Raw genomic sequence first — 19,063 nt, forward strand, 5'->3', positions numbered from 1 at the left:
CGCGTTTAACGTGCATGGTGCGTTAACACCTTCAGAAAACTGCCCGAAACCGAACAAATCCACCATTTCGGACTGCACTCTTTTGGCCATCCGGACGGTGCTCGGTACCCATCATCAATTGCCGTGCAAAATATCTAAGTTCTATTGCGCGATTACACAATTGACGAAACAAAACAAGCGGGCAATTATTTGTTTGTACGCCTTCATTAGGGCAAAGCATTTTTCCTTTATGTCCTTCTTTCTACTTTTCGGAGACTCTTCTAGATGAGACAAGCTCGTAATCGGGCTGGTGGTTTCACCTTGGTGGAACTGCTGGTCGTCATTGCCATCATCGGCATCCTCGTCGGTCTTTTGCTTCCAGCGGTTCAAGCCGCCCGAGAAGCAGCACGACGAATGGCTTGCAGCAATAACTTCAAGCAACTCGGCCTCGCGCTACACAACTATCACTCGGCCTACAAGCAACTGCCCCTGATGGGTGGCGGTACCGGGATTGACCACACCGCTGGTAACCTTGGCGGACAAGAGTGGTGGCGTCCTTCGAACAACACCAACAACGAATGCTTGAGCATCCACGTTGGTTTGACCCCATTCTTCGAGCAACAAGGCTTGTGGGATCACATCAGTAACCCCAGCATCCAAACCGTCACCGACGGATACTTGATTCCAGCAAACAACGCGACTTGGCCAGCGATGGGCCCAAGCCCTCGCGACCAGTGGGAATACGTGCCATGGGCAACTGAAATCCCAACCCTTCGCTGCCCCAGCGATCCAGGTACCGGCCAACCAGCTTTGGCGCGTTGTAACTACGCCGCTTGCATGGGTGACTCTTGCCACATCGTTCAACAAGACAACTTCAAGAACAACAACCTGACTCCTGGCGACGGATGGCGTGCGCAGCGTGCATTGGCAACCGACCGCGGTTTCTTCGGTGTTCGTCGTGAAGCGAAGTTTCGTGACATCCTCGACGGTCTATCCAACACCGTCGCGATGGGTGAAATCATCTCGGACTTGGGTGACTTGGACAAACGAAGTGCTGTTTCGGTTAACAACGGTGCACCTTGGGACGCCGTCGGAACCAGCGGTCCTCAGTACCAACCAATCTGGTGTGTTGATGACAACCAAATCGATCCTGAAAGCCCCAACTTCTGGTGCTTCCAGAACTCGAACTGCAACGACCACCAAAAGGTTCACAGCGATCGTCAGTCGCGTGGTATGAACTGGGCGTTCTACCAGTGCACCTCGAACCAAGTTTGGACCATCCGTCCTCCAAACTCGGAATCGTGCATGACTGGTCACCAAGACTCCTCCGGTGCACTGGCTCCAGCTAGCCGTCACCAAGGTGGTGCTCACATCCTGATGGGTGACGGTGCGGTTATCTTCATCACCGATTCGATCGAAGCCGGTGACCAACACGCTCCATCGCCAAGCTTCTACTCACGTGCCAAGGGCAGCCCATACGGTCTGTGGGGTGCAATGGGTACACGTGCCGGTAAAGAAGTTGTTGACGAAGCTCTGAACCAGTAATTCAAGTTCAGATCAGTCAACCAACTGATAACGAAAACCTCGCCTGCGAAAGTGGGCGAGGTTTTTTTGTGCCGTCACTCAATTGCGATGACGCGATCAAATCTATTCAAGCAAAACAGAAGCACACTCAAACCGCCCACCAGCAGACCAAGTGGACACTTCAGTTTTGAAGCATCGCTGGCCTTTGCGATCGGTGATTCACAGGTTTAACCTTTCACAAAGTCGTCTTCCACTTCGTAATCCCCGCGGTAAAGAACGCCGCCTTCACGGTGTGAAGGGCGACAATAGAAGATCACCCCTTGAGTAGCTGAGATGCGATGACCGGTTGATGCCGCTATGCTCAAGAGCAGCAAAGGGATTTCCCAAAGTTGCTCAGCTTACTTCTGTAACCTGCGCACACAGCGACGCTCAGCTTCACAGAATCCCTGACTGAAACACTTCACAAACGCACGCCTACGGACCTCGGCGATCGCCATGCTTTTCGGCCGATTTGAAATTTCGAAATCCAATCAGCGATGGCTGCTGATCAACATCGCGATCATTTTTTGCGTCATTGGCTGCAAACCGAGCGAGACTGATCGGCAACAGCCAATTAAATCTGACCAGGATCGAACGACGGCCGAAACGAAAAAAAACTCCGATTCAGCGTCGACGAATCCCCCTGCTGTTGGAAAAGGTTCTAACCGCCAAGCCACTCCGACCGTAGCAACCACCCCGGTCTCAACGTCCAGCCTTCCCGATGGTTATGTTGGAACAGCGAAGTGCGCCAGTTGCCACACGCAGCGACACACAAGCTACCTGGGAACTCATCACAGTCGATCGCTTCGATTGGTTGATCCAGAACACGATGCCTCAGTTGGGTGCACGATCGAACATCATCCAAGCTGGCGACGCTACGAAGTTCAAAAGTCGAAAGGCGATTTGGTCCATCGCGAATTCAAACGCTTCAGTGACTCACCAAACGACATCGCTCAAGTCAACGAACTGCCGGTCAAATACGTGATGGGCAGCGGCGCGTTCGCCAACGGCTACCTACTTAACGAAGGCGACTACCTACTGCAATCTCCGGTGACTTGGTACGCCAAGCGTGATGATTTCGCAATGGCACCGGGCTACGACAAATCAAATCAAGTCGGCCTGTCACGGATGATCGATGATGAGTGCCTGTTCTGTCATGCGGGGCTCGTCAGTCGACGCGAAGACAATCCGCGAAAACCGGAGATCCATGAACTGGCAATCGGATGCGAACGTTGCCATGGCCCCGGACAAGCCCACACAGATCTTTATCAAGCGATTGCCGCGGGAGACAAGAAACAGCGCGATGGCATCGATTCCAAAATCGTGAACCCGACCAGTCTGGATCGATTGCACCTGGAATCGGTCTGCGCCCAGTGCCACCTCCAAGGAGACGTGGTTGTCCATGCCGCAGACCGATCGATTTGGGATTTTCGTCCCGGCGAAGACATCTCGGAAACACGGTTGCACTACAAGAACAAACCGCCGGGCGACTTTGAGAAGGTCTTCACTGGTCACTTTGATCAACTTTGGCAAAGCCGCTGCTACACCGAAACCGAAACCCTGACCTGTGTCACTTGTCATGACTCACACCATGAAACGCCAATCGATGACCTAGTCCAGTACCGCCGCGAACAATGCAGCGAGTGCCATCAAGAATCGACGGAGCAATCGTGTCCTATCGAAGTCGACGATCGCATCTCGGAGAATTCCAACAACTGCGTTGCTTGTCATATGCCATCGATTGACAGCGAAGTCCCACACTCCAGCACAACCAGCCACCTGATTGCGGTTTACCGTGACGGCAAACCAGAAGATATCGATTTGGAAGAAAACCGCCTGAGACGACTTCAACCGAAAACAACTCTGACTCAATCGGAACTGAACCGTCGCGATCAGCTCGCAAGGCTCTACAACGCGGTCGATCAAACGCAGCTTGGTAACGATGATCCCTTGTCGAAGATTGATGTAAATGAACTGAAACCGGAGTCATTCGAAGCGATTCTATTTGGCGACAATCGTGACGCGGAAACCTATTCATTGATCGCTCGTATCGCTCAGCTAAAACGAGAGCGGGTCGCTGGCAACTCTTCACAACAGGCTGAACTAGGAAAGATCGCGTTACAAAATGCCCGGCGAGCTATCGAACTCGAAAAACGTCCTGTTCGCAGCCGTGAAGCGGCAGTTGAACTACTAGGAACGGCGTTGATGGAATCGGGACAGCCGCAAGCCGCAGTGAACTACCTTATCGAACTTTCAAAGGTCCGCCGCGTCGCCAGTGACGCCTACAACCTTGCACTGGCGCTGGCCAAGTCCGGCAGAGTCTCTGATGCCGAATCGCTGTTCCGGGAAGCGATTCGAATTGACGGATCTTACGCCCCAGCCTATCGATCACTTGCGGTGCTGTACCGTTCGATCAACCCTGAACTCGCCAATCGTGCCGGCCTGATGTCACAGCGTTTATCGACGCTTCCCAATGAAACGACGCCAGAAACAGCGAATCAGCAGCCAGCGAATTGAAACGTCACTCCTTCGAAAATGAATCGTGACCCAATCCCTCGATCAAAATAGAACGTCGATTGATAGGTAGACCAGAAAATGTCTGCTGCCGTCCTGAGGGCCATTCAATGATCACCTCTTCCACCGAAGCGACTTTCCCGAGACCGATACTGACCAACGCTTCATTCTTGCACAGATAACCGTCGCCTGCGGTGACCTGTGAATGCCACGTGTGTCCTTCACCCTTGACGGTAACGCGTGCACCGATGGCGTCACGTTCGCTTTCGGTTCCGACCAACGCCAACTGCATCCAATTGGAACCTGCATTCGTTTGGTTAAGGATCAGCGAGCAACGGTCCTGAAGATCCGTCACAACATAATCCTGGCGACCGTCGGTATCAAAGTCTAACATCGCCATGGCTCGGCCTAGGTGCGGCAGTTTCCAATAGTTGTCCGTTGCGGGTTCAAGGCTTTGAAACTTGTCACCTCGGTTGGCAAACAGTTGCGGCAACTGTTTGAATGGTTCGCCTGCGTGGGCAAGATCATCCACATGTCCATTGGCAATCGCCAAGTCACACCAACCGTCGTTGTTGTAATCGATTGGCTGCGTCCCAAAGCCCACCATCGGGATGCTTTCTGTTTCGAGCTTAAAACGAATACTCAAGTCCCGGTACATGCCATCGTCTTGCAAATACAAGCTGTTTGGCTCTTTGGAAAAGTTCGTGATGTGAAAGTCGGGGCTGCCCGACCGATCAAAGTCGGCAACGGCGATTCCCATCGCGGCCGTGGCTAGGCTGTGCGCCCCATATGCGCATCCGGTCGCGACCGCCACATCTGCAAACTCGTTTTTATCATTGGCTTTCCAAAGTTGGTTTTGTAACGCGTCGTTTCCAACCAAGATCTCGTTGCGTCGGTCACCCAAAAGGTCAGCGATCACGATGCCCAAGCCGGTGCATGCGTCCTCCTGCGATGTCCCGATGACCGTTGCGGCATGCTCACCCGTTGCCGAATTACGATACAGGTCATCCAGCTGGGGCTTGAATTCCAATGGGGCAATCGAAGCGGTCACGTTGCCTTGGAGATCTAACTTTGGTCGCCGAGCAATCGCCGGATCGTCGATGTAGTTAAGCGATACGATGTCGGGCAGATGATCGCCGGTCACATCCCCCATCGCCAATGAAGACACACATCGCGTTAGCTTAGGCTCTGAATCCAAGTCTTTCACGGCGAAGGTTCCGTCGCCACGGTTAATCATCAGCTGATTGATTCCGATGTTGCTGATCGCGAGATCGGGAAAGCCATCCTGATTCCAATCACCTGACGTTACGCCGATGGTGTATTGGCGCTCGGAGAGGCCAGCCGATTCGGTTTGGTCGATCATCGCATGCGTGCGAACGATCACATGCCGAAGCAGCTTGTCCGATTCGTTTGCAACAAAGTCAGGTGCGTCGGCGGCACCTTGCGCGAGATATAAATCAACCAATCCATCCAAATCGTAGTCCAGGGCGGCGACGCCTCCGCCTAGTTGCTGATAGATCGCGAAAGCTTTTTTCTGATCGCTGGCGGCAACCTTATATCGATGATCAATTCCTAACGGAATGGAAACGTCCCTGAAATCAGCTTCGGTCAAATCCACGGGCAATGCAGATGCCAAGCCTTGTTGCGGATTGACAATGTCACTGGGATCAACACTCGGTTTGGGGAACTTTGAAAGATCCACACCGCACCAACGCGTGGGCAAGCTGGGGAACGCATCTGCCGAAGAGGTCACTTGTTTGAGAGCCACACCAAGCTGTTGAAGTTGGCTCTGCTGATTGGGTACAGAACTGAACGCAAGAGACTTCCACAAGATGCCTTCGAGTGGTCGCCCGAGTTCTGCCAACTGATCGGCTAGCTCGACCATTGCTTGATACTTCGAAGTCTCCTCAGTCGCGATCTGGTTGCCCAACTCGATCACACGATTGAGCTGTTTATACCGCGTTTTAAAGGCTTCTTCAGCCGCTTCGTTCTTCAATGATCGAAAGGATTGAATCATCCGCCGAACGCTGCGATGGTCGGTCGGATCCAGTCGCAAGGCTTCGGCAAGTGCACCGACGGCCGATTCGAATTTTGCTTCGCGAACGAGATGGTATCCGATCGCAGCCCAATACTCCGGAAAAGCTTTGGTAGGTTCGGAAACAAACGACAACCATTTTTGAAAATCTGCATCAAGCTGGCCTTCGACGAGCACCAAACCATAGAAGGCGATCGCGGCTTGACTGGCCGAACCGTCTTCGATCGACGGTTTCAATAGCACGGCGGCTTGTTCATAGTTTTGCGTCGTGAATTGATGCCGTGCCTCGCCTAGTGAACCGATCGGCCAATAGGGCCGAGTACCATTGCTGGGCGATTGATCCGGAGCGTCATACAAGGCATCGGATTCGACGATCAATGCAAACAGCTCATCTTGCGTGATATCACCTGCCATGCAGAGCTGCTCGATCAATTCATTCGCTTCGTAGCGACGCCCCTGTCGATTGAGCAAATATGCCAGCCTGCGTCTTGCGATATTAAACTGTGGAGCGAGTTGCAAGATCTGACGATACCGCTGCTCCGCCTTGTCGAATCGCTTCAGTTCTAAATACCAGTCCGCCGCGACGCCTAAGGCGGGTAGTCCGGAGTCGGGATCTGTCGGCGGAATCTCGGATAACATCTCGGCCGCGTTCAGCAAATTGCCCTTACCAGCTTCGGCATTTGCCAAATGGAATACGGCAACGTAGTCCTTGGGGTCTTGAAGAATCAACTGCTGCAGAATCTCGATCGCTTTGTCGAACCGCCCCTGGTCCTGGGCGGTAAGGGCTGCGTCAATTGATTGTTCCCGAGTCGGGACGGAGGGTTCCTTTTCCGGGCTTTCATCCGGCGGTTTCACATTTTGCGAAGGCAACTCTGCCGTGACAGTCGCATCGGGCTTTGCCTGGACATCGGACGTGCTCGGTTCGGCCGACGATTGCGATACATCACCGGCTTGTTCCTGATTTGACGGTTGCTTCCGGCATCCGGTCGAGCCGACTAGCAATACTGCCAGCGCAATGTTGAATGCGAGTCTGGAAGGGCGTCGATAACTGCTGGTAAGAAAATGCATGATGACCGCGGTAAAAGCCAGCGAACGAGAAGTGACGGAATTATAGGCCTGATCAGCTGTTTTTAAAAAGCGATGCAACAGTCGACGATTTGTTGAAACAAGTCCGCCAAGAGTTCGCTATGCATTGATGTGGCACCAGACACCACGGCTCATGTTCTAACACAGTCCGCAAAACCATCCGTTCGGAATACACGATGGCAAAATACGTAATCCCCGACATGAAATTGATTCCCCAGCAAATGGGCTGGTCGTGCTGGTACGCGAGTGCCCGAATGCTCATCCAGTGGCAGATGAATCGATGCCAACAAAGCTTCGTGGATATGATTCCCCCTGAACTGGACCGGCGGTGCCAACAGATCCGCGATGCCGATCAAGGGATTACGAATCCAGCCATTTTGCAGATGGCTCGACGACTTGGACTCAGACAAGAGCCACAAATCAGTCCCAGCTCGAATACCTCTGCAGAAATCGAAACGATGCTGCGAATCCATGGACCGTTGTGGGTCAACGGGGACGCTCACATCGTGGTGATCGCCGGCATCGATGGGGATCGTGTCAAAGTTTACGACCCCTGGCCGCCCCGTCGCGGTGCGATCGAATGGAGATCATTGTCGGGCTGGCTACTTCGCGAAACGTCTGGCATGTACACCGTCCAAAAAGGCGACACGCTTTCATTGATCGGTCGCGACCACGGCGTCGACTGGAAAAAGATCTATCAACACGCCAACAACGCTGCCTTTCGGACCAAACGTCCTGACCCGAACCGAATCAGTGTCGGCGATCAGATCTTCATCCCGACTTCGTCTTCGGACATGGACACCAGCGGGTCGATCTCGTTCCTCTATCTACCGGCACGAACCTGCTCGCTTTAAGCATGCTAGGCTTCAACGATCCCCCCGGAAGAAAGTGCGTTCTTCAATCAGACCTTTCGGGAACTCTTGAAGACCGAGCTTCCTAGAATGAGCCGTAGCCCAAAATCGCTTTTTATCGGTTGTGCCGCACTCTCTGCACTGCTGGCTGCACTGCTGGGACTAACCGTGACTGCGATTTCGTCTCCATCGATTCGTTCGATTTTGAACGTTCCAGTCCGACTGACCTCGATGGCGATTAGTTCAAGCACATCGGACCAGAATGAACATAACGCTGTCGGCGACCAAACTTGGCTATCACATTGGCCGCCGATTAAAGGCAAAGCTTATCCGGATATAAATCTGAAGGATCAAACCGGTAAGACACTTCGACTGTCAGACTTCAAAGGCAAGGTCATCCTGATTGAATATGCGGCCGTCTCGTGCCAGGGTTGCCAAGCTTTTGCAGGTGGCAAGCAGCGTGGACCCTTCGGTCAGTTCCGAGTTCAACCCGGCCTGGATTCGATCGAGCATTACTCGCGTCGCTACGCGAACGTCGACCTCGGCAAAGATGTCGTGTTTGTTCAAGTCTTGCTGTACGGCGGCGACCAGTCTGCCCCCACCATGTCCGAGACAAAGGCCTGGGCTGAGCACTTTGATATGGAACGTCAACACGACAAAGTTGTGATGCAGGGCAGACCAGAAATGCTGAGCGAGAAAACGTATCAGATGATTCCCGGATTCCACTTGGTCGATCAAGACTTCATCGTCCAAGGGGACTCTTGTGGACATCACCCGATTGATGATTTGTATCGTGACTTGCTTCCCAAAATGGGTGAGCTGGCTCGTCGATAGTCCACGTCAACGGTTTTGTCGCTGCAGCAGTACCGTTTTGAAATGGCGATTCTGCGGTGGCGAATCTGCGCAACTGTGTGACACCGTTGATCGCCCCCCGCTTGGCAGGCCGGTCGGGCTAAAGAATTTGACAGGGGGTATCATAGGAGGTATCGTCAAAATCCGCGCGATTCCCCAAATCATCAGCGCTGCTCATCTTCGGTTCTTGCGTGAACCGAGTTCCTCCTAAAGCTACTTCTGAGACGCACATCACATGTCGCTTCGCAAGTCCGCTCGCCCCGCGGCCGAGCGTCGCCCGCAACATCGACGTTACGGGTTTCGACGCAGCCTTTTGGAATGCCTGGAATCGCGACAACTGCTGGCTGCTGACAGTGGCTTTGCAGTCGCCTTGCCAACCGGCGATGAAACCAATTTTGGCGAAGTCATCGTGACCGAAGAAGGCCGCAGCCTTTGTCCGGCATTTCGATCAGCGTCTGTTGGCGAAGGGGAGCTCGCTGAACTTGAAACACTGTCGACATTGCAATCGGCCCCCGCCGTCGCCGGCAATGTCGACGTTTCGGCATCCATCGTCCAGGTTGCGGGGCCACTGGATGTTGGTGATCCGCTGACATCAGAAATCACCTTCGAAAACGCTGGACCGGGTTCGGCAGAAAACACAAACTTGGCTGTCACCTTTGATGCCGGACTGACCGGGATCACTTGGGAACGTGAGGTCCTTCGCACGATTCCTGCGACCATCATGACGGCCGATATCAATGGCTCAACGGGTTTTGCCGTCGACGGGGATGGCGGTTCTGACCAGTCTGGTTTGCCCGTTGCGGGAATCGGCGACATCAATGATGACGGATTCGATGACTTTGCGATCGGTGCTGCCGACAAGCTGTATGTCGTCTATGGTACCGACACCGGCTTTTCATCACAGATCGACTTAGGATCGATCAGCGCCAGCGAAGGTTTCTTCTTCAACGGGTTCGGAACCACCGGCGGAATCATCTCGGCCAAATCGGCTGGTGATGTGAACGACGACGGCATCCCAGACATTATCCTCGGCAGCCCTGACTCTTCACCGGGAGGATTGAACAGCGCCGGAGAAGCTTTCATTGTCTTTGGATCATCCACGTTTGGGTCCAGCTTTGACGTCACGACCCTCAACGGCAGCAACGGATTTTCGATCCCCGGAACCGCTCAAGATGCACTGCTGGGTGCCAGCATTGATGGTGCAGGCGACCTCAACAATGACGGCATCGATGATGTGATCGTCGGCGCTCCAGGCGATTTCTTTTCCAGCACCGAAGGCGAATCGTACGTCATCTTCGGAGCGAGCACTTTCGCTTCCGGTTCGATCTCGCCTGCCAGCCTTAACGGCACCAACGGTTTCGCGATTGTCACCTCGGACTCCGGAGCCAACCTCGGGGAAAGCGTTGCCGGCATCGGCGATTTCAACGGGGACACAATCGACGACATCTTGGTTTCTGCGTCTTATGATTCGGCCGGTACTTCGAATGGAACCAGCTACATCATTTACGGCGGTGGAAGCTATACGGCGACTTTCAATGTCGGCTCGCTAGGTTCATCAACTGGCATGGAGATTTCCGGATCGACCAACCCTAGACTGGGCCTGGACGCGGATGCTTTGGGCGATGTCAACGGTGACGGGCTAGCGGATTTTGTGATTGTCGATAGCGACGACTTCAACTCCGGAGCCTATGTCGTCTACGGAACCAACTCGGGTAGCGCCTCGCTGAACCTTTCAACGCTTGATGGTAGCAACGGCTACTTCGTGCCATTTAGTTTCCAAGTCGCTGCAGGTGGCGGTGGCGATTTCAATGGCGATGGATTCAACGATGTGGTGTTCGCCAACGCAGACTTTGTCGGTGGCTTCGTCGTCTTCGGTACCAATCAAAATCTAGGTGCATCGGTCGACCCACTCACGCTCGACGGCACAAACGGTTTCAAAGTCGAAACGGGTGACTTCGATGATGCCCCCTTCGTCGGTTCTTTCGCGGGTGATGTCAATGGAGACGGCTTCGACGATGTCATCTTCGGCGCCCCGTTTTCGCTTCCTACCACGGGTTTCCTAGGTTCCGAAGGGCAGTCCTTCGTGATCTATGGCATTGGCAATACATTGACCAACGGCAGTGGCGAGATCAATGAGAACTTTGACCTGCAGCCGGGTGACCAAGTGATCTATCGTGTCGACGCGACCATCGCTGTTGGCGCAGGCAGCTCGACAACGGTCACGGCCGTGGGCACGGTTGACGCGAACGAAACCGATGACATCCCATCGAACAACACCGCCACGGCGACAACGACTATCACCCCATCAGACTCGACACCGCCACAGATTATCGACTTAATCGTTGCTTCGTCGTCGTGGTCAACATCAATGATTGATACAGTCGATGGCCCAGGAGCAGGCAATGGCCTTGGCCTTTCACTACCGGGTTCAGAACAACTAACACCAGTTCCGTGGATCACCGGAATCGACAAGATTTATGTCGTCTTCAGCGAAAACATTTCGACCGAATTTGCCGCAGGCAACCTTTCGCTGATCGGCACGACGCAAGCCGATTACCTGACGACCGCTGGTTTGCAGTTTGGCGTTGATGGGGCAAACACGGGAACGATCACCCTTTCCCAACCGATTTTGGGTGATTCGATTTTGCTGCAAATTCGAGATTCATTGACCGACCCAGCCGGCAATCCACTCGATGGCGAATGGACCAACGAAGTCAGCCTCCAGTCTGGCAACGCAACCGCGGGTGGTGATTTCAATTTCCGATTCAATGTCTTGGCCGGTGACAAAGATGGCGACGGTTTCGTCGGTATCCCCGACATTGGCGGGGTATTCAACGAACTGGGAAGTTCGCCAAGTGATGTCGCCTCGGCACGTGCCGACATCGATGCGGATGGATTTGTTGGTATCCCAGATATTGGAACCGTGTTTGGACAGCTTGGCGCAGGTTTGCCATCGGCGCCTCCAATCCCAGCGCCGTTGGCAGAATCAGAATTTGCATCCGCAGTCGACATGCTTTTTCAAGACGAAGACAACCTGTCAACTAATTTATTAATGGAGACCCCTGAAACACTGTTCTAGAGTTGGATGTTTTCCCCCGCCCCCCAAAGTGTTGTGAACGACCACCGCACCGTGTTAAACTTTGCGGCCTAGTGAACACCCTATCTATTTGAAGCTCTCATGATTCAGAAAACTTTTCTCGCTCTTGCGGCTTGGGCTAGCCTGACCTCAATGGCACATTCGGAACTGGTCATCAATATTGGCTCAGTCACCGTTGACATCTCGTCCGGTTCCGGGATGGCAAGCGCCTCGTTTGATGTTTTCATTGAAAACGTCGGCATCAGTTCTCCTGGCGATGACGAGGTTGCCTACGGGTACAACCTGCTTTACGACATCGCCCCAGTCTCACCGGGTAGCTATCCGCTTGGTGTCAGCCTCGACGCAACAACTCCAGTGGAGTCCGGCAACCTGTTCCCCGGAACGATCGGACTAAACGTTAACCAATCACCTGCCGCCGGTGATTTCGCTGTCGCCGAAGCACAATTCACCCCGGTAACTTTCGCCGCCGGAACCAACCAATTGCTTCATACGGTGAACCTGCAAATTGATCGCAGTCTTGCCGTCGCTGGCGATTACCAAATCACGATCGATTCCTCGAGTGCATCCGACGGAATTTCCGACTCGCTGCTAACTGTCTACGATCCGGTCGTCAACGCAGGCGTCCTTTCGATCACAGCGATACCTGAGCCAAGTTCGATCGGATTCCTGGCAGTTGCAGGTGTTGCTCTCGGATTTCGCCGCAGACGACGCTAAACGCAAGCGATAACGAACATCGTTCGGCCAAATCAAAGCTTTAAGTATCGAAACCACCTGGGTTACCTGGGTGGTTTTTTTATTGGCAGGTCGCTAGCTTTGATTGTCAATCAACCCTTCCGCTGCCATCGGCCTACATCAATGACCCTGCTGATTGTTTATCTTTGCGTTGCGATCGGATTCTCTTTCTATTGCAGCATCGCAGAAGCGGTTTTACTGTCGATCACGCCTTCGTTCATCGCGACGCTTGCCCAGAAGAACGCGAAAGACGCCGAACGTCTTAAAAAACTGAAAGACAACGTCGATCGCCCACTCGCGGCAATCCTAAGCCTTAATACGATCGCGCACACGATCGGCGCGGCGGGCGTCGGTGCTCAAGCTGCAGTCGCCCTGAAAAACGTTCCGCTTGCTTTCGTCAGTGCCTTGCTGACACTATTGATCCTTGTCTTTAGCGAGATCATCCCCAAGACACTCGGTGCACTCTACTGGCGATCTCTAGGGCCGTTCATAGCCAAGACGGTCGGCTACCTAATCCTGATCCTCTATCCACTCGTTTGGCTCAGCGAACGGTTGACAAAGCTACTCTCAGGCGGAAAGGGCCACCACACGCTGACCCGAGATGAGCTGGGCGCGATGGCGGAAATCGGCGCCGAGCAGGGCGTGTTGGAAGAACACGAATCGCGTCTGTTCCGATCACTGATGCAGTTCCCTGAAATCACCGCTGCAGACATCATGACGCCTCGTGTTGTCGTGATCGCCTTTTCGGAATCGGAAACGGTTGGCGAAATCATGTCGCAGCAGCCTGACCTATTTGTGTCGCGGATACCGATCTACAAAGACAACCTCGACCATGTCACCGGTTTTATCATGCGTTCGGAACTTTTGCTCGCAGCAGCAAAGGACGAGGACGATGTCCCGCTACGCCAATTGCGTCGTGACATCATCGCGGTCGATATGGAAACGAGCGCCAAAGAGGCCTTTGATCAGCTCGTCGAACAGCGACAACACATTGCGATCGTGACCGATCAGTACGGCAGCACTCAAGGGATCGTCACACTCGAAGACGTGATCGAAACGCTGCTCGGGATGGAAATCGTCGATGAGCACGACAAGAACATCGACATGCAAAAGGTCGCCCGGAAACGCTGGAAACAGCGAGCGAAGAACATGGGACTGAAGGTTCCTGAGGAAAACGCGTAGTCGCCCATGGGCATTCACTGCCCTCCCAGACGATAAGACCTCACCGGTTTGGCGACACCACACATGGACGGCCAAATCGCAAGAAACAACGGACTGTTCGGATGATCGTCGAACCAGCATCCGCCTCCACTGCTTTTGCCACAAATTCGAACTTCAATGCGATGACCGACCTTTTGCTTTCCATGCCATCGATTGCGGCACCGCTGCTGGCATCTTCGGTAGAAGAAGAAGCAGTTCAGCCCGCATCAGCCGGTGTGATGCTGCTGTTCGCCGCCGTGATGTGCGCTACCTACGTTGGTGTCGCGGTCGAACGATTCCACAAAACCGTCGCCGCACTCTGCGGAGCCGCAGTCCTGGTCACGCTGGGGCTCGCGCTGCATCTATTCGAATACCCCAAGATCTACGAGTTCCTCAAAGAAGACTTGAACATCTTCGGAGTGATCATCGGAACGGGAATCCTGGTCGATGTTGTCGGCAAAAGTGGCCTGTTTCATTTCTTGTCGATGTATATCGTGCGTTTCACAGGCGGCTCGGCAACGAAGCTTTTCCTGACTCTCTGCATTGTGACGTTTTTGTTTGTCGCGGTGCTGACCATCGTCCCCGCGATGCTGATCCTTTCATCATTGGTTTTGGTGATCTGCCGTTCGCTGAATTACAAACCGATGCCGTTCTTGCTGAGTGTTGCCATCTGTGCCAACAGTGGAGCCATTGCGACGTTTGCCAGCGGCTTACCAAACATCATGATCGGGACGGCCGCTGGAATCCCGTACGCGCACTTTTTGCAAGTCAGCCTGCCCTATGCCCTGGTCAGCCTGGTCGTCGCTATTGTCGTTTTGAGGATCTTTTTCCGTAACGACCTTCCCTGGAAACAGTCCGAACAACAAAAGAACGACCTGAAAGCACAGATTGAAACCTTCGATCCGTGGGCGATGGTCGAAGACAAACGCGTTCTTATTCGCAGCGCGTCAATCTTGCTGCTAACCGTTGTCGGTTTTGTCTTCGCACAGCAGCTGGGTGTGGGAATGGACTTCATCGCGATGGTGGGAGCCACAGCAGCACTGCTGTTTGCCGGCAAAGGCGTTGAAGATGCAATTCACAAAGTCAACTGGACAGTCATCCTGTTTTTCATGGGACTGTTCGTGATTATCGGTTGCGTGAAGCAGACCGGTGCACTCGCCTGGGTGGCCGAACAAGTTGTCAAGTTCTCCGACAACCAGATGATGCTGCTCGTCCCATTACTTGGCGTGTTCTCGGCCGTTGCCAGCAGCATCGTTGACAACATCCCAGTCGCCGCGACCCTGATCCCGATCGTCAAAGACATTGCCGCAGATCCCAACGTTTCGATCGAGACGCTTTGGTGGACACTGATAATCAGCTGCAACCTGGGCGGAAACGGTACGCCCATCGGTTCAATCTCGTGTGTGATCGCGATCTACGCACTAAAGAAAGAAGCTGGTGTTCATGTTGGCTGGGGCACATTCCTGAAGCTAGGTGGCACGATCATGCTTATCCAAGTCGCCGGTGCGATCGCCTACATTTTGGTGGCGGCGGATCGAGGCTGGCTCCCCAGCCTTTAATCGCAAAGGGCTTTTGGAGATTAAAGCCACTGACGCCCTCTGGCGTTGGCCTCACTTGATGAAGCCGACGCCCAAACGCATCATTTACAGACGAAGCAATATTGCCAGAAACCATGTCGCCGCAGACTGACGCGGCGAGCACGTGGTTACTTCATTTTGCGATATCGCTCGATCAATTGATTGGTACTGCTGTCGTGCTGTAGGTCGTCGTCAGATTGCAATTCCGGGACGATCTTCTTGGCCAGAACCTTGCCCAGCTCGACGCCCCATTGATCAAAGGGGTTGACCTGCCAAATGACACCCTGTGTGTAAACACTGTGCTCGTAAAGGGCGACCAACTTACCCAGAACAGCTGGCGTCAACTTTTCGATCAGCAGAGTATTTGATGGACGATTGCCTTCGAAAACTCGGTGTGAGGCCAGCTCTTCGGCTGTGCCTTCGTCGAGCACCTGTTGCTTGGTTTTCCCCATCGCCAAAGCCTCACCTTGCGCAAACACATTGGCGGTCAGCTTGTCATGATGGTCGCCCAACGGGTTCAGCGACTTGGCAAACGCGATGAAGTCACAAGGGATCAAATGGGTTCCCTGGTGGATCAACTGATAGAACGAGTGCTGCCCGTTGGTTCCGGGCTCGCCCCAGTAAATCGGACTCGTGTCATAGTCGACACGGTCTCCGGCAAGCGTGACCGACTTACCATTGCTTTCCATCGTCAACTGCTGCAGGTAAGCAGGGAAACGCTTCAGGTACTGATCATAGGGAAGCACCGCCGTGGTTTGCGATCCGAAGAAGTCTGTGTACCAGACGGTTAGCAAGCCAAGCAGCACCGGCAAGTTTTTGTCCAGCGGCGCGGTGCGATAGTGCTGGTCCATTTCATGAAACCCGGCCAACATTTCACGGAAGCCATCCGGTCCGATGGCCAACATTGTCGACAAGCCGATCGCGCTGTCCATCGAATAGCGGCCACCGACCCAATCCCAAAAACCGAACATGTTGTCGGTGTCGATTCCGAACTTTGAAACCTCATCGGCGTTTGTTGACAACGCGACGAAGTGCTTGGCGACGGCCGTTTGATCGGCCTTTAGGTTTTCCAACAACCAATCTCGTGCCGAATGGGCATTGGTCATCGTTTCCTGAGTCGTGAATGTTTTTGACGCGATGATAAACAGCGTCTCTTCAGGACAAAGATCCTGCGTCGCCTCGGCAAAATCGGTCCCATCAACATTGGATACAAAGCGGAACGTCAAGTCACGGTTTGAATAATGCTTCAGTGCCTCATAGGCCATCACCGGCCCCAGATCCGAGCCACCGATGCCGACGTTCACAATGTTGCGAATCTGCTTGCCCGTGTGTCCGGTCCACTTTCCACTGGTGATGGCGTCACAAAAGCTGCCCATTTTGTCGAGCACTTCGTGGACACCCGGAACGACGTTTTCACCATCAACCAAAATCTCCGCATCACGCGGCGCCCTCAGGGCGGTATGCAAAACGGCTCGATCTTCGGTGATGTTGATCTTCTCACCAGTCATCATCGCTTCGATTCGCTCAGCCAACTTTGATTGGCGAGCAAGATCCAACAACAGCTCGATGGTCTCGGCGGTGATTCGGTTCTTCGAATAGTCGAGAAAAATACCGCAGGCGTCGACGGAAAATTTTTGACCGCGTTGGTCGTCAGATTCAAAAAGCTCACGCAGATGCTTGGTTTTGATCGACTCGTGGTGAGTGGTCAACTTTTGCCATGCTGTCTGGTCAGTCAAGCTGGTCATCGATATCGCCCGGAGATAGAAATTTGCTGAGTTAATGACTGTCAAAGAAAGGGCCATCCAGCCCCGAAATGCCATAGATTGAAATATCCGCCATCAATCGCGTCTGCAGTGTAGCGACCTGGTGGTATTCCGGGGACGGTAGGCAATCGGACATCGTGTGATGACGAAACGACCGGCGATTCATCCGAAATGCGATTCTATTGGGCCGCGAAATCGGAAACAGGCGATTGCGAGATGACAAAGAGCCCCTCACCGGTTACAAATACCGACACGAGTCACGGGCGAGTATTCACCAGCCCCCCGGAAACACCAGAAATCCGCTGATCGGGCCCGATTCCCCGAAAAAATACAGCGGAATTAGCCCTGTACGCACCTGCAGTCGGCCGATACACTCTGGGGCCCGAAATCGAACAAAATTACGTCCTCGGTTAAATAAACGAGATCAATGTACGCCATTATCGTTGACGGCGGTCGCCAGTACCGCGTCGAGCCAGGCATGGAAGTTGACCTGGACTACCGCGAAACTCCCGCCGGTGAAAGCCTGAAGTTTGAAAAGGTCCTTGCAGTCGGTGGCGACTCGGGCCTGAAACTTGGCGCTCCAACCGTCGACGGAGCAAGCGTGACCGCTTCTGTCGTCGGAGCAAAGCAAGGCAAAAAGATTTACGTTCAAAAGTTCCGCCGTCGCAAGCACAGCAAGAGCCGTGTTGGCCACCGCCAACTCTTCACCCGCGTTAAGATCACCGATATCGCAGGTGCCTAATGCCTTCCGACCAGCTCACTGATTACGAGCTGGGCGATATCCTAGGCGTCGGAACCGTTGGCACGATCTACCTGGCAACGGAAAAAGAATCAGGGCGCCAAGTCGCCCTGAAAAAGCTCCACCCCAAAGTCAGCCAAAACACCCTGATCCGCGCTCGCTTCAAGCGAGAGATGACGATCATGGAGCGACTGCGACACCCCAATGTTGTCGCATATCTTGGTGGAGGTCGCGTCGATGGCGACCAAACACTCTTCTATGCGATGGAAGTCGTCTCCGGCGGCACCATTGCCGACCTGCTGGAAAACGGCGGGCCCCTGCACTGGACCGCCGTGGTCGAAATTTCGCGGCAAATCTGCAGCGCACTGCAATGCCTGCACAACCACGGCGTCGTCCACCGGGATCTCAAACCCAGCAACCTGTTCCTGACACCCGACGGCATCGTCAAACTTGGCGACTTCGGAATCGCACGCGACCTAACCGCTGGCGACCTGACCGTCGGCCAAGTCACCGTCGGGACGCACGCCTACATGGCCCCAGAACAGATCACCGCAGACCGAAACGTCTCCGGCAAGGCAGACCTCTACGCCCTGGGTTGCTGCATGTTCGAAATGCTGACCTGCCGAAAAGTTTTCCTGGGCGAAAACTACGCACAGCTCTTCGACCAACACCTCAAACAAAAACCGCCATCGGTACGCGACTTTGCAGACTGCCCCGCCGAAGTCGAAGAAGTGATCCTGAAGCTACTAGCCAAAAAACCAGACGACCGACCCTTCAACGCCAGACAAGTCCAAGCCGCCATGCTTGAGGTCGCTGACAGCTACCGACAAGACCATGGTGAGGCACTGCTACCCGCAGAGGAACACACTTTTCCCGCCGGCCGCAAAGAACTGATCGAGCGAATTCGCAGGCGATTGGAACCAGAAACGCGGGAAATCAACGGCACCCGCTTGGCAATCGCAGCATCGATCATCGCTGGGGCAATCATTGCCCTGATCGCCATCGCGTCCATCACCGGGGCCTAAGAAGACGGCGAGCAAAACCCATCCAGGCAAAGCTCAGCCAGGCCCCAAGA

The 19,063-nt window shown here is 53.9% G+C and carries 12 protein-coding genes; 10 read left to right on the forward strand and 2 right to left on the reverse strand.

Annotation, left to right across the window (positions count from 1 at the left end):
- The first annotated feature begins 264 nt into the window (after positions 1-264).
- The gene (locus LOC67_RS26615; protein ID WP_230265891.1) at positions 265-1,524 is read left to right on the forward strand and encodes a DUF1559 domain-containing protein; all 1,260 of its coding nucleotides are present in this window, start codon (positions 265-267) and stop codon (positions 1,522-1,524) included.
- An 828-nt stretch (positions 1,525-2,352) separates the two neighbouring features.
- On the forward strand, positions 2,353-4,059 hold the full coding sequence (locus tag LOC67_RS26620; protein ID WP_230265892.1) for a hypothetical protein: 1,707 nt from the start codon (positions 2,353-2,355) through the stop codon (positions 4,057-4,059).
- 4 nt (positions 4,060-4,063) lie between these two features.
- Here LOC67_RS26620 and LOC67_RS26625 read toward each other — a convergent pair whose 3' ends face one another.
- Positions 4,064-7,159: an FG-GAP-like repeat-containing protein gene (locus tag LOC67_RS26625; protein ID WP_230265893.1), complete on the reverse strand. Its 3,096-nt coding sequence runs from the start codon at positions 7,157-7,159 to the stop codon at positions 4,064-4,066.
- A 194-nt stretch (positions 7,160-7,353) separates the two neighbouring features.
- On the opposite strand from LOC67_RS26625, the gene LOC67_RS26630 reads away from it, so the two are divergent.
- The 6 genes from LOC67_RS26630 (at position 7,354) to LOC67_RS26655 (ending at position 15,468) form a co-directional block, all read left to right on the forward strand.
- The gene (locus LOC67_RS26630) at positions 7,354-8,031 is read left to right on the forward strand and encodes a papain-like cysteine protease family protein (RefSeq protein ID WP_230265894.1); all 678 of its coding nucleotides are present in this window, start codon (positions 7,354-7,356) and stop codon (positions 8,029-8,031) included.
- 87 nt (positions 8,032-8,118) lie between these two features.
- Positions 8,119-8,862, forward strand: a complete 744-nt coding sequence (locus tag LOC67_RS26635) for a redoxin domain-containing protein (protein WP_230265895.1) — start codon at positions 8,119-8,121, stop codon at positions 8,860-8,862.
- 253 nt (positions 8,863-9,115) lie between these two features.
- Positions 9,116-11,959 (forward strand): beta strand repeat-containing protein, encoded by a 2,844-nt coding sequence (locus LOC67_RS26640; RefSeq protein WP_230265896.1) that lies wholly within the window; start codon positions 9,116-9,118, stop codon positions 11,957-11,959.
- Between the two features lie 99 nt (positions 11,960-12,058).
- On the forward strand, positions 12,059-12,691 hold the full coding sequence (locus tag LOC67_RS26645) for a PEP-CTERM sorting domain-containing protein (RefSeq protein WP_230265897.1): 633 nt from the start codon (positions 12,059-12,061) through the stop codon (positions 12,689-12,691).
- Between the two features lie 141 nt (positions 12,692-12,832).
- Positions 12,833-13,891 (forward strand): CNNM domain-containing protein, encoded by a 1,059-nt coding sequence (locus LOC67_RS26650; protein WP_230265898.1) that lies wholly within the window; start codon positions 12,833-12,835, stop codon positions 13,889-13,891.
- A 161-nt stretch (positions 13,892-14,052) separates the two neighbouring features.
- Positions 14,053-15,468: an ArsB/NhaD family transporter gene (locus LOC67_RS26655; RefSeq protein WP_230265899.1), complete on the forward strand. Its 1,416-nt coding sequence runs from the start codon at positions 14,053-14,055 to the stop codon at positions 15,466-15,468.
- Between the two features lie 146 nt (positions 15,469-15,614).
- Here the strand turns inward: LOC67_RS26655 and pgi are convergent, their stop codons facing one another.
- A complete protein-coding gene (pgi, locus tag LOC67_RS26660) occupies positions 15,615-17,231 on the reverse strand; it encodes a glucose-6-phosphate isomerase (RefSeq protein WP_230265900.1) in 1,617 nt (538 codons plus the stop codon).
- A gap of 445 nt (positions 17,232-17,676) precedes the next feature.
- Here pgi and rplU point away from each other — a divergent pair, with 445 nt between their 5' ends.
- Complete coding sequence (gene rplU / locus LOC67_RS26665; protein ID WP_230265901.1) at positions 17,677-17,991, forward strand: 50S ribosomal protein L21; 315 nt, start codon at positions 17,677-17,679, stop codon at positions 17,989-17,991.
- Complete coding sequence (locus LOC67_RS26670) at positions 17,991-19,013, forward strand: serine/threonine protein kinase (RefSeq protein WP_230265902.1); 1,023 nt, start codon at positions 17,991-17,993, stop codon at positions 19,011-19,013. The genes rplU and LOC67_RS26670 overlap by 1 nt, the downstream gene beginning before the upstream one ends.
- The last annotated feature ends 50 nt before the right edge of the window (positions 19,014-19,063 follow it).

Source organism: Stieleria sp. JC731 (assembly GCF_020966635.1).
Classification (GTDB): domain Bacteria; phylum Planctomycetota; class Planctomycetia; order Pirellulales; family Pirellulaceae; genus Stieleria.